The 18,364-nt window shown below is 69.2% G+C and carries 14 protein-coding genes and 2 pseudogenes; 10 read left to right on the top strand and 6 right to left on the bottom strand.

Annotation, left to right across the window (positions count from 1 at the left end):
* Positions 1-30: 30 nt before the first annotated feature.
* A complete protein-coding gene (locus tag ACX9NE_RS08095) occupies positions 31-1,521 on the top strand; it encodes a PPE family protein (RefSeq protein WP_459361170.1) in 1,491 nt (496 codons plus the stop codon).
* A 21-nt stretch (positions 1,522-1,542) separates the two neighbouring features.
* Positions 1,543-1,959, top strand: a complete 417-nt coding sequence (locus ACX9NE_RS08090) for a pyridoxamine 5'-phosphate oxidase family protein (protein ID WP_459361169.1) — start codon at positions 1,543-1,545, stop codon at positions 1,957-1,959.
* Between the two features lie 122 nt (positions 1,960-2,081).
* On the opposite strand, the gene ACX9NE_RS08085 is transcribed toward ACX9NE_RS08090, so the two are convergent.
* Together ACX9NE_RS08085 and groL are read right to left on the bottom strand one after the other, a co-directional pair.
* Complete coding sequence (locus ACX9NE_RS08085; RefSeq protein WP_459361168.1) at positions 2,082-3,308, bottom strand: TerC family protein; 1,227 nt, start codon at positions 3,306-3,308, stop codon at positions 2,082-2,084.
* A gap of 120 nt (positions 3,309-3,428) precedes the next feature.
* On the bottom strand, positions 3,429-5,054 hold the full coding sequence (groL, locus tag ACX9NE_RS08080) for a chaperonin GroEL (RefSeq protein WP_459361167.1): 1,626 nt from the start codon (positions 5,052-5,054) through the stop codon (positions 3,429-3,431).
* A 269-nt stretch (positions 5,055-5,323) separates the two neighbouring features.
* Between groL and ACX9NE_RS08075 the strand changes: the two are divergent.
* Positions 5,324-5,437: pseudogene (locus ACX9NE_RS08075) on the top strand (cupin domain-containing protein); the annotation flags it as partial.
* Here the strand turns inward: ACX9NE_RS08075 and ACX9NE_RS08070 are convergent.
* Positions 5,434-6,876 carry a flavin-containing monooxygenase gene (locus ACX9NE_RS08070; RefSeq protein ID WP_459361166.1) on the bottom strand — a complete coding sequence of 481 codons (1,443 nt, stop codon included), beginning with the start codon at positions 6,874-6,876 and terminating at the stop codon, positions 5,434-5,436. The pseudogene ACX9NE_RS08075 and the gene ACX9NE_RS08070 sit on opposite strands and share 4 nt — an antisense overlap.
* Positions 6,867-7,346 (bottom strand): VOC family protein, encoded by a 480-nt coding sequence (locus tag ACX9NE_RS08065; protein WP_459361165.1) that lies wholly within the window; start codon positions 7,344-7,346, stop codon positions 6,867-6,869. Before ACX9NE_RS08065 ends, ACX9NE_RS08070 begins: the two co-directional genes overlap by 10 nt.
* 59 nt (positions 7,347-7,405) lie before the next feature.
* On the opposite strand from ACX9NE_RS08065, the gene ACX9NE_RS08060 reads away from it, so the two are divergent.
* Positions 7,406-8,344 carry an SDR family NAD(P)-dependent oxidoreductase gene (locus tag ACX9NE_RS08060; RefSeq protein WP_459361164.1) on the top strand — a complete coding sequence of 313 codons (939 nt, stop codon included), beginning with the start codon at positions 7,406-7,408 and terminating at the stop codon, positions 8,342-8,344.
* On the opposite strand, the gene ACX9NE_RS08055 is transcribed toward ACX9NE_RS08060, so the two are convergent.
* Positions 8,345-8,818 (bottom strand): winged helix-turn-helix transcriptional regulator, encoded by a 474-nt coding sequence (locus ACX9NE_RS08055; protein WP_459361163.1) that lies wholly within the window; start codon positions 8,816-8,818, stop codon positions 8,345-8,347.
* 87 nt (positions 8,819-8,905) lie between these two features.
* Between ACX9NE_RS08055 and ACX9NE_RS08050 the strand changes: the two genes are divergently transcribed.
* Positions 8,906-9,397, top strand: coding sequence for a tautomerase family protein (locus ACX9NE_RS08050; RefSeq protein WP_459361162.1), 492 nt, complete (start codon positions 8,906-8,908; stop codon positions 9,395-9,397).
* Between the two features lie 25 nt (positions 9,398-9,422).
* Positions 9,423-10,628 (top strand): molybdopterin molybdotransferase MoeA, encoded by a 1,206-nt coding sequence (moeA, locus tag ACX9NE_RS08045; RefSeq protein ID WP_459361161.1) that lies wholly within the window; start codon positions 9,423-9,425, stop codon positions 10,626-10,628.
* On the opposite strand, the gene ACX9NE_RS08040 is transcribed toward moeA, so the two are convergent.
* Positions 10,625-11,770, bottom strand: coding sequence for an MFS transporter (locus ACX9NE_RS08040; RefSeq protein WP_459361352.1), 1,146 nt, complete (start codon positions 11,768-11,770; stop codon positions 10,625-10,627). The genes moeA and ACX9NE_RS08040 overlap by 4 nt on opposite strands.
* A gap of 127 nt (positions 11,771-11,897) precedes the next feature.
* On the opposite strand from ACX9NE_RS08040, the gene ACX9NE_RS08035 reads away from it, so the two are divergent.
* The 4 genes and pseudogenes from ACX9NE_RS08035 to ACX9NE_RS08020 all read left to right on the top strand — a co-directional run.
* Positions 11,898-12,605: a phosphatidylserine decarboxylase gene (locus tag ACX9NE_RS08035; RefSeq protein ID WP_459361160.1), complete on the top strand. Its 708-nt coding sequence runs from the start codon at positions 11,898-11,900 to the stop codon at positions 12,603-12,605.
* Positions 12,602-13,456: a CDP-diacylglycerol--serine O-phosphatidyltransferase gene (pssA, locus tag ACX9NE_RS08030; protein WP_459361159.1), complete on the top strand. Its 855-nt coding sequence runs from the start codon at positions 12,602-12,604 to the stop codon at positions 13,454-13,456. The genes ACX9NE_RS08035 and pssA overlap by 4 nt, the downstream gene beginning before the upstream one ends.
* 1 nt (position 13,457) lies before the next feature.
* Entirely contained in the window at positions 13,458-15,617 is a 2,160-nt protein-coding gene (locus tag ACX9NE_RS08025) for an AAA family ATPase (protein WP_459361158.1), read from the top strand.
* A gap of 101 nt (positions 15,618-15,718) precedes the next feature.
* Positions 15,719-18,361, top strand: a pseudogene (locus ACX9NE_RS08020) (PE family protein); the annotation flags it as partial.
* Between the last annotated feature and the right edge of the window lie 3 nt (positions 18,362-18,364).

Below are 18,364 nucleotides of genomic sequence, written 5' to 3'. Positions count from 1 at the left end.
GTGGTAGGGCGTCCCGGGTAAGTTTGGGTGGTGACAAGCCCGCATTTCGCGTGGTTGCCGCCAGAGATCAACTCGGCATTGATGTTGGCCGGTCCCGGTGCGGGACCGCTACTTGCTGCTGCCTCCGCATGGGGCAGTTTGGCCGAGGATCTCGCTTCGGCGGTGTCGTCATTCAGTTCGGTTACTCAGGAATTGACCAGCGGATCGTGGCAGGGGGCCTCGGCCGCCGCCATGATGGTTGTCGCCACGCAGTACATGAGTTGGCTCAGTGCCGCGGCGGTTCAAGCCGATCTGGCGGCCGCTCAGGCCGCCGCCACCGCGACAGCCTTCGAGACGGCAGTGGCCGCCACCGTGCAGCCCGCCGTGGTCGCAGCTAACCGCGGCCTGGTGCAGATGTTGGCGTCCACCAACTTCTTCGGAATGAACTGGCCCGCGATCATGGACACCGAATCCGCCTACGAGCAAATGTGGGCGATCGACGTCGCGGCGATGGCGAACTACCACTTCGATGCGTCGGCGGCGGCGGCTCAACTGGCTCCCTGGCAACAAGTGCTGCGCAACCTCGGTATCGACGTCAATGCGAACGGTCAGATCAACTTCGGCTTCGGCAACACCGGCAGCGGCAACATCGGCAACAACAACGTAGGCAACTACAACCTGGGTAGCGGCAACAGCGGCATCGGTAACGTCGGCGCAGGCAACACCGGTAGCGGCAACATGGGCATCGGCAACACCGGTAGCAACAACCTGGGCCTGGGCAACCTCGGCAACAAAAACTTCGGTGTCGGCAACACCGGCACCGATGCGTTCGGTATGGGCCTCACCGGTGACCACCAGTTCGGTTTCGGCGGGTTCAACAGCGGCACCGGCAATGCCGGCTTCGGGAACTCCGGCACCGGGAACTCCGGCTTGTTCAACTCCGGCACCGGCAACATGGGGATGGGCAATTCAGGTTCGCTCAACACCGGACTGGGCAATTCGGGCTCCACCGGCTTCGGCAGCTCCATGGGATACCTGGGCTCAGGGCTGGAGTCTTCCGGCGCGGGCGCTGCCGGTCTGGACGCCGGCCTGGCCAACTCCGCGCACTACGCCACCAGCGGCCTCGGCACGGCGGCGCTGAGTTCCGGGCTGCTCAGCTCGGCGCTGGCCAACACCGGCGGCCTGCACTCCGGCCTGGCGGGAGCGTTGAACTCAGGACTGAGCAACACCCCTGTCGTCGCCCCGTCCTCCGCCCCGGCCACCGCGGTCGACGCCGGCACCCCGGCCGCCGTCTCTGCGAACGCGACGAGCAGCGCGGCGGCCAACGCGGGCCTGAGGACGTCCGCCGGTACCCCCGTGACCGGCTTCGTCAATCCCAGCGGCAGCGACCCGGCAGTGAGCACCACGCTGGGACGTGAGTCGGGCATCGGCAACCCGGCCCTGCCGAACTCGGGCATCCCGAAGTCCGGCTTCTACCCCCCGGCCGAGCGGGACACCGGCGATCAGAGCCGGGTCATCAAGTTCCCGATCCGGTCGGAGTAACGCACGCCTATTGTCGATCTCATGGCGGCGAAGAAGCGCAAACCGGTCGACTTCCAGCGGCTGGCCGATGCCCTGCCGAGCTATCCGTTCGGCTATCTGATCACCGTCGACGACGACTACCGCGCGCATACGGTAACCGTCGAGCCGGTGCTGCGCGACATGGCGGTGCTCGACGTCGGGCTGATCGGCGGAGGCACCCGCACGAACCTGGCACGCCGCAGCAACGTCACGGTGGTGTGGCCGCCAACCGTGCCGGGAGGCTACTCGCTGATCGTCGACGGCCGCGCCGAGACCTCTGACGCGGAAGCCGACACGGTGCGCTGCGCGGTGATTCCCACTCGCGCGCTGCTGCACCGCAACGCCGACGCCCCCTCGGCGGCCAAGGGCTGCCTGCACGACTGCGTGGTGTTCTCACTGCCGGGCGACGGGGGGCCATAGTTACAAGGCGCCGACCCACGGCGCAGCTACATGATTCCGCACGAGCGGCGGCCCGAATTTGTGACGCTCCTCTCGGCGGTGCCCTATCGGCTGCCCGTTGGCCAAGCCGCCAGGCGTGACGACTAGGTCAGTCCCTTCCGGACGAACGGATCGGCTTCGCCGCGCCCGACCGCCTCGTCATGGTTGGCAGCCGCCCGTTCCAGCAGGTCGATGAGCGCCGGCTCGCCGCGAACCTTCTGTTGGTACGTGGGTCCGAGCGCCATGATCTGATCGCGCTCGTCGAGCAATTTGCGGAAGATGCGTTCGCGTTCCTCGGGGTCGTGGGTGTACTCGGAGTCGAGATAAGCCGTCGCGTGCCGGCGGGCATTGGCGATCGCCGTCGCAGCTTTGCCTTTCCGGCTCACCAACGAAGCCATCACGGTGACGATCAGAACGCCGACGATCACGCTCAGCGATACGTAGGTGCTGATCTCGACGACCTTCACGGGCTCGCCACCGTTGATGAAGGGCACGTTGTTCTCGTGCAGAGCGTGCAGGATCAGCTTCACACCGATCAGGCCGAGGATGGCCGCCAGCCCGTACGACAGGTAGATGAGCCGGTCCAGCAGGCCGTCCACCAGGAAATACAGCTGCCGCAGACCGAGCAGCGAGAAGGCGGTCGCGGTGAAGACGATGTAGACGTGCTGAGTGAGGCCGAAGATGGCCGGTATCGAGTCCAGCGCGAACAGGATGTCGGTGCCGCCGATGGCCACCATAACCAGCAGCATCGGCGTCATCGCCCGCTTACCGTCGACCGCGGTGAACAGCTTGTCGCCGTCATAGTGCTCGGTGGTGTGAATGAGCTTCTTCGCGATCCGGACGACGAAGTTGTCGGCTTTACGGGAATCGTCGTCATGGTCCGACTTCAGCACGCTGCCGGCGGTGAGCAGCAGGATCAGGCCGAACAAGTAGAAGATCCACGCGAAGGTATTGATCAGCGCCGCGCCGACGAATATGAAACCGGTGCGAGCGATCAGGGCGAAGGCGATCCCGAACAGCAGCACCTTCTGCTGATCCTCTCGCGGCACCCGGAAGCTGGCGAAGATCACCAGAAAGACGAACAAGTTGTCGACCGACAACGCTTTTTCGGTGACGTACCCGGCGAAGTACTCCGGACCCGCATCGGCGCTGCCCAATACCAGCAAGCCGACGCCGAACAGGACGGCGACGCTTACGTAGGCGGCCGACCAAACCGCGGCCTCACGCAACGTCGGGACGTGCGCCTTGCGCACATGGAAGACGAAGTCGAAGGCCAGCAGCCCCGCGATCGCCAGGATGGTCAGGGCCCACACCCAGTCCGGTACGTCCATCAAATACCCCCTACCACACGAAGAAGCCCGGCTCCGTGCAGGAGCCGGGCTTCTCGTCGACTTCCTAAATTGGTTCGACGCCTCCTCAAGCCGCTGCGCGGCCCGATCGTTGTCGAACGCTTAGAAGTCCATACCGCCCATGCCGCCGGTCGGGTCGCCCGCGGGAGCGGCCGCCTTCTCCGGCTTGTCGGCCACGACGGCCTCTGTGGTGAGGAACAGGCCCGCGATGGACGCCGCGTTCTGCAGTGCCGAGCGCGTCACCTTGACCGGGTCGGCGACGCCGGCCTTGAGCAGGTCCTCGTACTCACCGGTGGCGGCGTTCAGGCCGGTGCCGGCGGGCGAGTTGCGGACCTTTTCGGCCACCACACCGGGCTCCAGCCCGGAGTTGAAGGCGATCTGCTTCAGCGGAGCCTCGAGCGCCACCCGCACGATGTTGGCGCCGGTCGCCTCGTCACCGGTGAGGTTGAGCTCGGCCAACGCCGGAGCCGCCTGCAGCAGCGCCACGCCACCGCCGGCCACGATGCCCTCCTCGACGGCCGCCTTGGCGTTGCGGACAGCGTCCTCGATGCGGTGTTTGCGTTCCTTGAGCTCCACCTCGGTGGCAGCGCCGGCCTTGATCACCGCAACACCGCCGGCCAGCTTCGCCAGGCGCTCCTGCAGCTTCTCACGGTCGTAGTCGGAGTCGCTGTTCTCGATCTCGGCGCGGATCTGCGCCACCCGCCCGGCGATGGCGTCGGTGTCACCGGCGCCCTCGACGATGGTGGTCTCGTCCTTGGTGATGACGACCTTGCGGGCCTTGCCGAGCAGCGAGATGTCGGCGGTCTCCAGGGAGAGGCCGACCTCTTCGCTGATGACCTGACCACCGGTGAGGATGGCCATGTCCTGCAGCATCGCCTTGCGACGGTCACCGAAGCCGGGGGCCTTGACGGCCACCGACTTGAAGGTGCCGCGAATCTTGTTGACGACCAGGGTGGACAGCGCCTCGCCCTCGACGTCCTCGGCGATGATCAGCAGCGGCTTGCCGCCCTGAATGACCTTCTCCAGCAGCGGCAGCAGGTCCTTGACGGTCGACACCTTGCTGGAGACCAGCAGGATGTAGGGGTCCTCGAGGACGGCTTCCTGACGCTCGGCGTCGGTGACGAAGTAGCCCGAGATATAGCCCTTGTCGAACCGCATACCCTCGGTGAGCTCGAGCTGCAGGCCGAAGGTGTTGGACTCCTCGACGGTGATGACACCCTCGTTGCCGACCTTGTCCATGGCCTCGGCGATCAAGTCGCCGATCGACTGGTCACCCGCGGAGATGCCCGCGGTGGCCGCGATCTGCTCCTTGGTCTCGACGTCCTTGGCCGACGAGAGGAGAACTTCCGTGATTTTTTCAACGGCCTTCTCGATGCCGCGCTTCAAACCCAGCGGATTGGCCCCGGCAGCGACGTTGCGCAGACCCTCCTTGACCAGCGCCTGCGCCAGCACGGTGGCCGTCGTGGTGCCGTCGCCGGCAACGTCGTCGGTCTTCTTGGCGACTTCCTTGACCAGCTCGGCGCCGATCTTCTCGTACGGGTCCTCCAGCTCGATCTCCTTGGCGATGGACACACCATCGTTGGTGATCGTGGGAGCACCCCACTTCTTCTCCAGGACGACGTTGCGGCCCTTGGGGCCCAGCGTCACCTTTACCGCGTCGGCGAGGGCGTTCAAGCCTCGCTCGAGGCCGCGACGGGCCTCTTCGTCGTACGCAATTGTCTTGGCCATTGCGAAGTGATTCCTCCGGATTGGGGATGATACGGGCTGACCTCAGGTGGGCCACCCCGTTACTTACGCTGGCCGGGCGCAGTGCCCGCGACGGACGATCACAGCTTCTGGTGCTGGACCTCACCGTCCCGACCTAGCACTCGCCTATGCCGAGTGCCAACGTCATTATTAGCACTCGCCTATGCCGAGTGCAAGAAGACCCCACGAGCGTATGGCCGCGTTCGCCGTGGGCTGAAGAGCGGGCCATGAACCGTCCAACGCTCCGGCACGCCCTCGCTGCGGCACGCGAGGCCTACTTCGAAGGCTTCACAGCGCTGGCGGACGTGACCGACGACGAGCGGCGCGAGTGGTTCGTGCGCCACGACGATCATGTCGTCGCCTAATCACGCAGGACGAAGTCGCCGAGGTTCATCGTGCGGGTTCGCTCGAAGAATGTCCGGCCGCTGAACGGCAGCTGGGTCACCACCTTGCCGCTGGGATGCTGGAAATAGTTGGTGCAGGCCAGCCACACCTTTCCTACCATCGCGGCCTGCACCTCGTCGTTGTAGCGGCGCTGCGCGTCGGCCGTCACCTCGACCGTGCGTGTCCCCTGTCGGCCCATCGTGTCGAGGATGTGGCGGACGAAGGTGGTCTGGATCTCGTGGATGTAGATGATCGAGTTGACCCCATTTGTGTTGGGGCCGTAGAGCGTAAAGAAATTCGGATATCCGGTGACCAGGGTGCCGAGGTAGGCCTCGGCTCCGCCGCACCAGTCGTCGCGCAGGTGCCGGCCCGCGGTTCCGTACACGTCGATGCTGTCCAGGTAGTCGGCGGCCTTGAACCCGGTGCCGTAGATGACGGTGTCGAGCCGGTGCTCGACGCCATCGACGGTGCGTATGCCATGCTCGGTCAGCTCCGCGATGGCGGTGATCTCCAGGTCGACGTTCGGCAATGCGAGGGTCGGGTACCACTCGCGCGACATCAACGGCCGCTTGCAGCCGGCCGGGTAGTCCGGCGTCAGCTTGGCCCGCAGTTCGAGGTCGGTCACTTTGCGTGCCAGGTAACTTCGGGCGAGTTCGGTCGCCTCGCGGGTCTGTGCGTCGTCGACGTCGAAGCTGGATGACTCGTAGGCGTCGAACGCCTCATCGCGCAGTTTTTGCGCCGCCTCGGGGTGGCGTTCGAACTCCTCGTGCTGCTCGGGGGTGAACGGGAAGTCGAATCGGGGCGCGATCCAGATCGGGGTGCGCTGAAACACCGTGAGGTGCGCGGTGTCCCGCGCGATCGCAGGGACGTATTGGACCGCGCTGGCGCCGGTGCCGATGGACGCGACCCGTTCCCCGGCCGTCGATTTGCTGTGGTCCCAACGGGCCGAATGGAACTGCCGGCCCCGAAACCTCTGCGCCCCGGGAATATTCGGAATGTTGGGCACGTCGAGCATCCCGACCGCACTCACCACGACATCGAAGTCGTACTGGCGGCCATCGTCTGCCGTCAGCGTCCAGCGCCTCGAGTCGTCCGACCATCGCGCCGTGGTGATTGCCGTCCCTGGCAGCAGGTGAGCACCGAGTCCGTAGTCTGCGGCGACCTTTTCCAGGTAGGCGAGGACCTCGGGCTGGTTGGCGTAGGTCTTGCTCCAGCGTGGGTTGAGCGCGAACGAGTACGAGTAAAGGTGCGACGGCACATCGCAGGCGGCGCCGGGGAAGGTGTTGTGCCGCCAGGTCCCACCGAAGCCGTCCGCGCGGTCGAAGATGGTGAAGGGGTATCCCCCGGCGGCGAGCTGGATTCCCATCGCGATGCCGCCGGCGCCCGCCCCGATGACACCGACTCGCGGCTTCAGCCCCATTGCGCGAAGTACGGCCGCTCGGGCCGGCTCTTCTCCACCAGGATGAACACCACGCCCCATGGGTCGACGAACCAGATGGTGCGCACCCCCGCGACGTCGGCGATCCCGCTGACCAGGAAGTGCACCCCCTTGCTTTCCAGTTCGACGCGGGTGGCGTCGAGGTCTTCGCAGATCAGCCCGACGTGCGACAGCCCGTGATCGGTCAGGGCCGCGGTGGCCCGCTGCTCCGATCCGCCGACGTTGACGTACTCGATCACCTCGAGGACCCGGTCGCCGTCGCCCGGAAACCCGACTACGGCGGCTTTCATGGTGGGATCGGACACCAGTTCACCCATATCGTCGCGAATGGCGTTACCGGCCATGATGTAGGGCGGCGACAGCACACGCAGGCCCAATACGTCGCGATAGAAGGCCACCGCGGCCTCGCAGTCGGGTACGCACACGCCGGCGTGGGCCAAACCGGTAATCACGTTCTCGACTCTACGTGCGGATAGATCGCGACCTGATCTGGCTGGGTAAGTTGAGCCTGATGACCCCCAATGCCACGAAGAAGTGGTCGCAGTCCGACATCCCGGACCAAACCGGCCGCGTCGCAATCGTCACCGGCGCCAACACCGGGCTCGGTTACCACACCGCCGCTGCGCTGGCCTTCCACGGCGCACGCGTCGTGCTGGCCGTGCGTGATCTCGAGAAAGGAAATGCGGCGCTGTCCCGCATCGTCGCCGCTGTGGGCCGCGAGGCCGCAAGTGTGGACGCCACGCTGACCCAGCTCGACCTCAGCTCGTTGGCGTCGGTACGCCGCGCCGCCGACGAACTCCGCGGCACCTATCCGCATATCGACCTGCTGATCAACAACGCCGGGGTGATGTGGACCCCGAAGCAGGTCACCGCGGATGGCTTCGAGCTGCAGTTCGGCACCAATCATCTTGGCCACTTCGCGTTGACCGGGCTACTGCTCGACCGCCTGCTGCCGGTGCGCGGGTCCCGGGTGGTGACGGTCAGCAGCCTCGGTCACCGCATGCGCGCCGCGATCCACTTCGACGATCTGCAATGGGAACGCAGCTACAGCCGGATCGGCGCGTACGGGCAGTCCAAGCTGGCCAATTTGCTGTTCACCTACGAGTTGCAGCGCCGGCTGGCGGCCGCGGCGGCCCCCACCCTCGCCGTCGCCGCGCACCCCGGCGGCTCGGCCACCGAACTGGCCCGCAATGTCCCGCGCATTCTGCGACCGCTCAACGCGTTGGCGCCGCTGCTGTTCCAGAGTGCGGAGGCCGGTGCCCTGCCGACGCTGCGGGCGGCCACCGATCCGACCGTGCAGGGCGGGCAGTACTACGGCCCCGACGGTCTGGGCGAACAACGGGGCCACCCGAAGCTGGTGCAGTCCAGCGCGCAGTCGCACGATGCGGAACTGCAGCGCCGGCTGTGGAGTGTCTCCGAGGAATTGACCGGCGTCAGCTTCCCGGTCTGATCACGCGACGCCGCGGGCACCCGGTCCCGGCGTCGCACGGACATCGCGCGCCTGCAGCGGTGCGTGTCCGGCTTCACAGCTCAGCTGCACCGAAACCGGCTGCCCACATCGATCATGGTGCAGCACCACCGCCGGTCCGGCCTCGTCGGCCGCCCAACGATCGCCCCACTGCATGAGGGCGACCACAGCGGGCAACAGCTCCCGACCCTTGTCGGTCAGGCGGTACTCCTCGCGCCGCCGGCCACGATCGTCGCGGTATTCCCGCTTCTCCAGCAGAGCGTTGTCGACCAGGGTCTTCAGCCGGGCTGACAGCAGGTTGCGCGCGCATCCCAGCGCGGCGTGGAAGTCGTCGAAGCGCCGCACCCCGTAGAAGGCTTCGCGCAGGACGAGCAACGTCCACTTTTCCCCGACCACCTCAAGCGTGCGCGCGATCGAACAGTTCGACGAGCTGTAGCGGAGACGATCCGGAAGCATTTTCCTAGCCTTTCTGGGTTGACAATCTAAACCCATAATAGCTAGGTTTACAAAATAAACCCAGATATTGAATCGGAGGCCGGTGCCATGCCCATGCTCGATGCGTTCATCCCAGACGGCGCCCTGTCGGCAGCGGCCGAGCACACGTTGTTGTCCCAGCTGACCGACATCCTGTTGCGCAACGAAGGCGCCGACCCCGCCGATCCTCGGACGCGCGAGATCGCCTGGGTATTCCTGCACCGCCCGGCGGCGGTGTTCGTCGCCGGTCGCCCGGCGACTGCGCCGCGCTATCGCTTCATTGCGTCCGTTCCCGAAGGACAGTTCGACGACGATCGCCGCGCCGCAATCGTCCGGGAAGTCACCGAGGCCGTGCTCGCCGCCGAGGAAGGTGCGTATCCCATCGACCCGCAACGGATCTGGGTTTTCCCCAACGAAATCGCCGACGGCACCTGGGGAGGCGGCGGACGCATCAACACGCTCGCTGACATCGTCGGCTACGCGACCGGCGACCCCGACCGGGGTCGTGCATATGCGCAGCGGCGTTTGTCGGATAGACGTGCGGCCAGCATCGCGACCTGACCCTTGGGGGGCCGATAATGGCCGGATGCGGTCAGTGGACGAACACCAGCGCGTCGTCGCGGAGATGATCCAAGCTTGTCGCGCCGCCACGGTCGCGCTGGCCGAGTCGCTGGGATTGGTGCTGGCCGAGGACGTCGTCGCGCCGTTGTCACTGCCGGTCTTCGACAATTCCGCGATGGACGGTTACGCCGTGCGCGCCGAGGACACCGCCGGCGCGACGCGTGAGCGTCCAGTGGTGCTACCGGTCGCCGAAGACATTCCGGCCGGTCGTACCGACGAGCTGCAACTGAAACCCGGTACCGCGCACCGGATCATGACCGGGGCTCCGCTGCCGGCGGGTGCGACGGCCGTCGTGCCGGTAGAAGCCACCGACGGCGGTGTGGATTCGGTGACCATCCGGGAAGCCGCGACGCCCGCCAAGCACATCCGGCGTGCCGGTGAGGATGTCGCCGCCGGTACCACAGTGCTGCATGCCGGTCAGCGTGCGACGCCGGCCGCGATGGGTCTGCTGGCGGCGCTGGGGCTGGTCGAGTTGCCGGTGATCCCGCGGCAGCGGGTCTTGGTGATCTCCACCGGCTCGGAGCTGGTGGCCCCCGGGACTCCGCTGCGCTCCGGCCAGATCTACGAGTCGAACGCGGTCATGCTGGCCGCCGCCGTGCGGGAGGCAGGAGCCGCCGTGGTTGCCACCGCGACCGCCGGTGATGACGTGGCGCAGTTCGCGCAGGTCCTGGACCGGTACGCCGGTGACGCCGACCTGATCATCACCAGCGGCGGCGTCAGCGCCGGCGCTTATGAAGTGGTCAAAGACGCCTTCGGCCGCCAGGGTGATCAGGGCGTGCAGTTCGTCAAGGTTGCGATGCAGCCCGGGATGCCGCAGGGCGCCGGCTTTGTGGCCGGCACGCCGATCGTGACGTTGCCGGGCAACCCGGTCAGCGCGCTGGTGTCCTTCGAAGTATTCATCCGGCCCGCGTTGCGCGCGGCCATGGGACTGCCGGACCCGCAGCGACCGAAGCGGGTCGCGGTGCTGACCGAGGCCGTGACATCGCCGCGGGGGAAACGACAGTTCCGGCGCGCGGTGCTCGACGCCTTGGCGGGGCAGGTCACCAGTTACGGCCCGCCCGCATCGCATCACCTGCGCTGGCTGGCGGCGGCCAACGCCCTGCTCGACATTCCCGAGGATGTGGTGGAGGTGCCGGCGGGTACTGAGCTGCAGGTGTGGGACCTGAGCTAAGCCCGGTGGAACTCGTCGGCGCCATCGAAGGCAGTGGTGCTCGCGATCGCGAACGCCGCGATCACCAGCACCACCGGAATGGTGACCAGCGCCGCCGACAGTCCGGCCCACTGGGCCAGGTGACCGATCAGCGGCGGCCCGAGCAGATAGCCCACCCAGCCGGTCGCGGCGACCAGGGCTATCGCCGAGCCCCCGCTGCCGGCCGAATACGCGGCGCTGAACGTCGTCGGCACCAACAGCGCCACCCCGGCTCCCACACTGGCGAAACCGATGACGCTGATCACCGGATCGGCGACGACGAGCGTGACGCTCATGCCGGCGGCGGCGAGCAGGGCCAGGCCCGGGAGTAACCGCCGCGCCGAAACACGGGCGTGCAGGCGCATCGCGCCGAACCGGATGGCGACCATCGCCAGGGTGTAGGCCGCATAGCTGAGCGCTGCCACCCCGGCCCCGGCGCCGACGACGTCGTGCACGTAGTTCGCCGACCAGTCGGTGGCTGCGCCCTCGCACAGGAAAGACGCGAACGCCACCGCCGCCAGAATCACCACGGTCGGTGTCCAGGTACGCCCGCGCTCGTCCGCGGCGACGTCGGCGGCCTCGTCGTCAACCAGGCGGAGGGTGAGCGGCCCGGCCACAACCAGCACCGCGACCCCCAGTGCCACCAGCTGTGGTTCGAGCCCAGTGCCGGCGCTGACGCAGCCGGCTCCGATCACCGCCCCCACCAGCGCGCCGACGCTCCAGATGCCGTGGAATCGGGCCATGATCGGCGCTCGCGCCAGCCGCTCGAGGGTGCCGGCCTGGGTGTTCATCGCAACATCCAGCGCGCCCTGGAACCAGCCCCACAGCATCAGGCTCAGAAACAGCCACCAACCGGAGGTGGCCAGTCCCACCGCCATCGGAGCCAGCGCATAGCCGGCGACCATGACGGGCACCAGCCGACGGCTCCCCCAGCGCGGCAGCGCCCAGTGGCTGAACAAGGTCGCCGCGACCGACCCCAGCGGCGCACCGAACAACGCGGTTCCCAGTGCCCCGTCGGACAGCCCGAGTGCCGACTTGACCTGCGGAATGTGGGCGGCCCAGGACGAGAACACCACCGCATGAGCGACGAATGCCGCGGTGACGCCGATCTTTGCGCGGCGCAGCGCCGCAGCGGCGCGGAATTGGGTCGGAATGTCAGGACTCCTCGAACAGGCAGGCTCGATGTGTGCTTTCCCCCGGCGGAGCCGAACGAACCACGCCGCGGGCCGGCGCTTACGTAAGATGACCCGCGTGGCACGACGCCCTGGCTCCTCCCAAGGTCCTGCGCACCTGATCGAGTTGGTGCGGGACACCGTACCCCCGATCCACCCGGGCGGACGGCCGTTCATCGGCGCGGGCCTGGCCCTGGCCGCGCTGGGGCGCCGACACCGCTGGGTGCGCCGGACGGGTCTGCTGGCGGCGGGCGCGTGCGCGGGATTCTTCCGGCACCCGAATCGGGTGCCCCCCACCCGTCCCGGCGCCGTGGTGGCACCCGCCGACGGCACGGTCTGCGTGATCGACACCGCCGTCCCGCCCACCGAGCTCAGCATGGGCGAGACGCCGCGCCCGCGCATCAGCATCTTCCTGTCGATTCTGGATGTGCACGTGCAGCGGGCCCCGGTGAGCGGGGAGGTGATCGCCGTCCAACACCGTCCCGGCCGTTTCCTGTCCGCCGATCTGCCCGAGGCCAGCGAGGCCAACGAACGCACCAGCGTGCGGATCCGCATGGATCTCGGAGATGAATGCCCCGAGGTCGTAGTCGTTCAGATCGCCGGACTGGTGGCGCGGCGCATCGTGTGCGACGCCCACGTCGGCGACCGGCTCAGCATCGGAGAGACCTACGGACTGATCCGGTTCGGCTCGCGACTGGACACCTACCTGCCGCCGGATGCGCAGCCGATCGTCAACCTCGGCCAGCGCACCCTGGGCGGCGAAACGGTGCTGGCAGAGTTGTCATGATCAACAAACCGCGAGTGCGGCGCACCGAAGCGCTGCATCTGCTGCCCAGCGCGATGACCGTGTTGTCCATCTGTGCAGGGCTGACTTCCTTCAAGTTCGCGCTTGACCAGATGCCGATACCCGCGATGGCGCTGATCGCGGTGGCCGCCATCCTCGACGCGCTGGACGGCCGGGTGGCCCGCATCCTGGACGCTCAGTCGCGGATGGGCGCCGAGATCGACTCGCTGGCCGACTCGGTGAACTTCGGCGTGATCCCGGCCCTGGTTGTCTACGTGACACTGTTGTCGAAGTGGCCGGTCGGCTGGGCGGTCGTGTTGCTCTATGCGGTGTGCGTGGTGCTGCGACTGGCCAGGTACAACGCTCAGCAGGATGACGGGACGCTACCGCCGTACGCCAAGGAGTACTTCGTCGGCATGCCGGCCCCGGCGGGCGCCGTGTCGATGATCGGCACAATCGGCCTCAAACTGCAGTTCGGCGAGGGCTGGTGGACGTCGATCTGGTTCCTGAGCCTCTGGATCACCGGGACGTCGCTGCTGATGGTCAGCGCGATCCCGATGAAGAAGTTCCACACCCTGGCGGTGCCGCCGAACTGGGCGGCGCCGTTGCTGGCGGTGCTGGCGATCGCCGCGGCGGCCGCGGTGCTGGCGCCTTACATCCTGATTTGGGTGATCATCATCTCCTACGTGTGCCACATCCCGTTCGCGGTGCGCAGCAAGCGCTGGCTGGCCAGACACCCCGAGGCGTGGGAAGACGACAACAAGCAACGACGCGCCGCCCGGCGCGCGACCCGACGGGCCCAGCCGCACCGACGGTCGATGGCGCGGCTCGGGCTGCGCAAGCCGGGCAGGTGACGTGACCCGCACGAATCACCTCACACTCACCGCCCGGCTGAACACTTCCGCCGTCGATTCCCGCCGTGGCGTGGTGCGCCTGCATCCGAGCACCATCGTCGCGCTGGGTATCCGGGAGTGGGATGCGGTGTCGCTCACCGGTTCCCGCACCACTGCGGCGGTCGCGGGCATGGCCACCGGCGACATCCCGATCGGCATCGTGTTGCTGGACGACGTCACGCTGTCCAACGCCGGTCTGCGGGAGGGCACCGAAGTGATCGTCAGCGCCGTCACCGTCTACGGGGCACGCACCGTGACGTTGAGCGGTTCGACGCTGGCCACCCAGTCACTGTCGCCGGCGACGCTGCGCCAGGCCCTGCTCGGCAAGGTGATGACGGTCGGCGACGCGGTATCGCTGTTGCCGCGCGACCTGGGACCCGGCACGTCGACGTCGGCGGCCACCCGCGCGCTGGCTTCCTCGGTGGGGATCAGCTGGACCTCGGAGCTGTTGACGGTCACCGGTGTGGACCCGGTCGGGCCGGTCAGTGTCCAGCCGAACACGCTGGTCAGTTGGGGTACCGCGGTACCCGACCCGTCCCGCGTCATCCCGGCCGTCGACGTTTCGACCCCGGAGATGCAGGTCGAAGAGCTCAAGGGGGCACAGCCGCAGGCGGCCAAGCTCACCGAATGGCTCAAGCTGGCCCTCGACGAGCCGCATCTGCTGAAGACCTTGGGCGCGGGCACCAACCTCGGCGTTCTGGTGTCGGGTCCGGCCGGCGTCGGCAAAGTGACCCTGGTGCGCGCGGTGTGCGCCGGACGGAGGCTGGTGCAACTGGACGGTCCGGCCGTCGGCGCGCTGGCCGCCGAAGACCGGTTGCGGGCAGTCGCAACGGCGGTGACGAAAATCGCTGACGGCGGCGGAGTGCTGCTGATCACCGATGTTGACGCGCTGCTGCCGGAAACTCCCGAACCGGTGGCTGCGCTCATCCTCACCGAGCTGCGCAAGGCCGTGGCCACCGATGGCGTCGCGTTGATCGCCACGTCGGCGCGGCCCGACCAGATCGATGCCCGGCTGCGCTCCCCCGAGTTGTGCGACCGCGAGCTGGGGCTGCCGTTGCCCGACTCCGGGACCCGCAAGGCGCTGTTGGAGGCACTGCTGAAGAAGGTGCCCACCACCGACCTCGACCTCGACGCGATCGCCGCCCGGACACCGGGATTCGTGGTCGCCGACCTGGCGGCGCTGATGCGCGAAGCGGCGCTGCGGGCGGCGTCGCGGGCCAGTACCGACGGCCAGCCGCCCAAACTCAACCAGGATGACCTCATCGGCGCACTGTCGGTGATCAGGCCGCTGTCCCGGTCGGGCAGCGAGGAGATCAGCGTCGGCAGCGTCACACTCGCCGACGTCGGTGACATGATCGAGGCCAAGCAGGCGCTGACCGAGTCGGTGCTCTGGCCGCTGCAACATCCGGACACGTTCTCCCGTCTGGGGGTCGACCCGCCGCGCGGCGTATTGCTCTACGGCCCGCCGGGCTGCGGCAAGACGTTCGTGGTGCGTGCGCTGGCCAGCACCGGGCAGCTCAGCGTGCACGCCGTCAAAGGCTCCGAGTTGATGGACAAGTGGGTGGGTTCCTCGGAGAAGGCGGTACGCGAATTGTTCCGGCGCGCGCGCGATTCCGCCCCGTCGCTGATATTCCTCGACGAGGTGGACGCACTGGCGCCCCGGCGTGGCCAGAGCTTCGACTCGGGTGTCACCGACCGGGTGGTGGCGGCGCTGCTGACCGAGTTGGACGGCATTGACCCGCTGCGCGACGTCGTCGTGCTGGGCGCCACCAACCGACCCGACCTCATCGACCCGGCGCTGCTGCGGCCGGGCCGGTTGGAACGGCTGGTGTTCGTCGAACCGCCCGACGCCGATGCCCGCCGCGAAATCCTGCGCACCGCAGGCAAATCCATCCCGCTGAGTTCGGACGTGGACTTGGCCGAGGTGGCCGCCAGCCTGGACGGCTACAGCGCCGCAGACTGCGTGGCCCTGCTCAGGGAGGCTGCGCTGACCGCGATGCGCCGCTCCATCGACGCTGCCGACGTGACCGCCGCAGATCTGGCCGCCGCCCGCGAAAAGGTGCGGCCCTCACTGGATTTTTTGCAGATGCAGGCCCTGCGCGCATTCGCCAAGGTGCAGTGAGTGACCGAAAACTCGAAACGCCTTGCCGGAACTGGCCAATTCCGTTCACTTTCCCGGGCCGGTGAAATACAGTTAGCGCTTCTACTAGTCGCCCCGGCTTGATGGGACCTGCAGTGTCGCCCTTCCTCATCGCAGCACCAGAGGCGTTGGCCGCGACGGCCGCGGATCTGAGCGGGATCGGGGAGACGGTGAGGGCGGCTACCGCAACCTGGGCGCCGTCGGCTACCGGCATCGTGGCGGCGGCCGCCGATGAGGTGTCGTCGGCTATCGCGCAGTTGTTCGGCAACCACGCGCAGACATTTCAGGCCCTGAACACCCAGGTGGCGCGGTTCCAGGGGCAGTTGGTGCACGAGTTGAGCGCGAGTGCCGCCTCCTACGCGACGGCTGAGGCCGCGAACGGATCGTTGCTGGAATCCTTCTTGCAAGCCGTGCAGTGGCAGTCGCTCGAAGAGAATTTCCTGGGCGTGGTCAACCCGCCCATTCAGGACTTGACCGGACGCCCATTGATCGGCAACGGCGCCAACGGAGCGCCCGGGACCGGTGCCAGCGGGGCAGCCGGAGGGTGGTTGCTCGGGGACGGCGGGGCCGGCGGATCAGGCGCGCCCGGCGGGAGCGGCGGAGCCGGCGGCGCCGCCGGGTTGATTGGCACCGGCGGGGCAGGCGGGGCCGGGGGCGTGGGTGGGTCCGGCGGTCCGGGTGGTTACGGCGGATTCCTGTTGGGCACCGGCGGGGCTGGTGGGGCCGGCGGCTTCGCGGTATCCGGACCCGGTGGGACCGGGGGCACGGGCGGGGCCGGACTCCTGTTGGGCGCCGGCGGGACCGGCGGAGCCGGCGGGTTCGCGGCGAACGGGACCGGCGGGGCCGGCGGGGCCGGTGGAGTCGGCGGACTGCTTGGCGGGCTGGCCGGCGCCGGTGGCGGCGCCGGCGGGGCGGGCGGAACCGGGATCGCCGGAGGCGCCGGCGGGGCCGGCGGCGTCGGCGGCCTGCTTGCCGGTGCCGGTGGCGCCGGGGGCACCGGCGGGCTGGGCAGTACCGGCGGTGGCGGGGCAGGTGGCACCGGTGGCGCGGCGGGCCCGCTCTTCGGCAACGGCGGTCCCGGCGGTACCGGCGGCACGAGCTTGGACGGTAACGGCGGTCCCGGCGGCACCGGCGGCCACGCCGGATGGCTGCTGGGGTCCGGCGGCTCGGGCGGGTCGGGCGGCAGCAACTTGGGCACCGGCATCGGCGGCCAGGGCGGGGCCGGCGGCGACGCGGGCCTGATCGGCTTCGGCGGCGTCGGTGGAGCAGGTGCGTTCTCCACCGGCGGGGCGGGCGGGGCCGGCGGGGCCGGCGGCACCGGGGCCCTGGTCTTCGGCGACGGTGGCGCCGGCGGGGCCGGCGCGCAGGGCGCCCCAGGGTTCGCCGGCGGGGCGGGCGGCGCCGGCGGCAGGGCGGTGCTCCTCGGCATCGGCGGAAACGGCGGGGTCGGCGGTCTCGGTGCGCCCGCGGGCGGCAACGGCGCCGCCGGAGCCAACGGGTTGTTGCTGCCGGCGGCAGCGCTCAGCGTGATCAACGCGCCCAGCCAGTTCCTGACCGGACGCCCGCTGATCGGCAACGGCACCCCGGGCGCCGCGGGCAGCGGCGCCGCCGGCGCCCCCGGCGGCTGGTTGCTGGGCGACGGCGGAGCCGGTGGTTCCGGCGCTGACGGCCGGCCCGGCGGGCTCGGCGGCGCCGCCGGACTGCTGGGTGGTGGCGGCACCGGTGGGGCCGGCGGCTTCGGGGCGTCCGGCCCCGGCCGGGCCGGTGGCATGGGCGGAAGCGGCGGGTGGCTGTTCGGTAACGGCGGTCCTGGGGGGGCGGGCGGCGTCGGCTCCCCCGACCCCTTACGCGACGGCAACGGCGCGGGCGGGGGTATCGGCGGACCTGGAGGCTTGTTCGGCTCCGGCGGGGTCGGGGGTGCCGGCGGGATGACCGGCCAGCTGACCGTTGGTCTACGACCTGGCGCCGGCGGGATCGGCGGGACCGGCGGGCCGCTCAGCGGCCTGGTCGGTGCCGGCGGCGGCAGCGGCGGAGTCGGCGGGGCGTCCATCCAATCCGCCGGCGGTGCCGGCGGCGCCGGCGGCCCGGCCGGCATCAACGGCTCGCTGTTCGGCGGCGCTTCCTACACCATCGGCGGCTCGGTCGTCGGCGCCGGCGGCGCCGGTGGTGACGGCGGCGCCAGCATCAACGGCGCCGGCGGCCCCGGCGGGGCCGGCGGGGCCGCCGGGCAGTTCGCCGGCACCGGTGGCGCCGGCGGTGCCGGCGGATCGGTTCTGCAACCCGCAGCCATCACCTCTGGCGGCGGCGCCGGCGGGGCCGGTGGCACCGCGGGCTGGCTGGGCTCGGGCGGCGCTGGTGGTGCCGGCGGCTCTACGGGTGTGAGCCTCTTCCAAGCGCCCGGCGGCCGGGGCGGGCTCGGCGGCAACGCGGTGCTGTTCGGCTGCGGCGGGGCGGGCGGGCCGGGCGGATTCACGGCAACGGGCGCCGGCGGGGCAGGCGGCGATGGTGGTACTGCCGGCTCGTTGCTGGGCAACGGCGGGCCCGGCGGGGCCGGCGCGGAGGCCAACCCCACGTCGATCGGCGGGAACGGCGGGAGCGGCGGCAGCGCCATCCTGATCGGCGACGGCGGCAACGGCGGCAACGGTGGCTACGGCAACTTGCTGGGCAGCCCCGGCACCGTCGGCACCGGCGGGCTGCTGCTCGGCCGAAACGGAATCCCCGGACTGCCG

The organism is Mycobacterium sp. ML4 (assembly GCF_054515735.1).
This window is presented reverse-complemented; position numbering and strand designations above follow the sequence as displayed.

What these genes read in the sequence shown, in the direction of transcription:
- ACX9NE_RS08090 (WP_459361169.1), top strand. Translation starts at nt 1,543, where the DNA reads ATGGCGGCGAAGAAGCGCAAACCGGTCGACTTCCAGCGGCTGGCCGAT.
- ACX9NE_RS08085 (WP_459361168.1), bottom strand. Translation starts at nt 3,308, where the DNA reads ATGGACGTACCGGACTGGGTGTGGGCCCTGACCATCCTGGCGATCGCG.
- groL (WP_459361167.1), bottom strand. Translation starts at nt 5,054, where the DNA reads ATGGCCAAGACAATTGCGTACGACGAAGAGGCCCGTCGCGGCCTCGAG.
- ACX9NE_RS08070 (WP_459361166.1), bottom strand. Translation starts at nt 6,876, where the DNA reads ATGGGGCTGAAGCCGCGAGTCGGTGTCATCGGGGCGGGCGCCGGCGGC.
- ACX9NE_RS08060 (WP_459361164.1), top strand. Translation starts at nt 7,406, where the DNA reads ATGACCCCCAATGCCACGAAGAAGTGGTCGCAGTCCGACATCCCGGAC.
- ACX9NE_RS08055 (WP_459361163.1), bottom strand. Translation starts at nt 8,818, where the DNA reads ATGCTTCCGGATCGTCTCCGCTACAGCTCGTCGAACTGTTCGATCGCG.
- ACX9NE_RS08050 (WP_459361162.1), top strand. Translation starts at nt 8,906, where the DNA reads ATGCCCATGCTCGATGCGTTCATCCCAGACGGCGCCCTGTCGGCAGCG.
- moeA (WP_459361161.1), top strand. Translation starts at nt 9,423, where the DNA reads ATGCGGTCAGTGGACGAACACCAGCGCGTCGTCGCGGAGATGATCCAA.
- pssA (WP_459361159.1), top strand. Translation starts at nt 12,602, where the DNA reads ATGATCAACAAACCGCGAGTGCGGCGCACCGAAGCGCTGCATCTGCTG.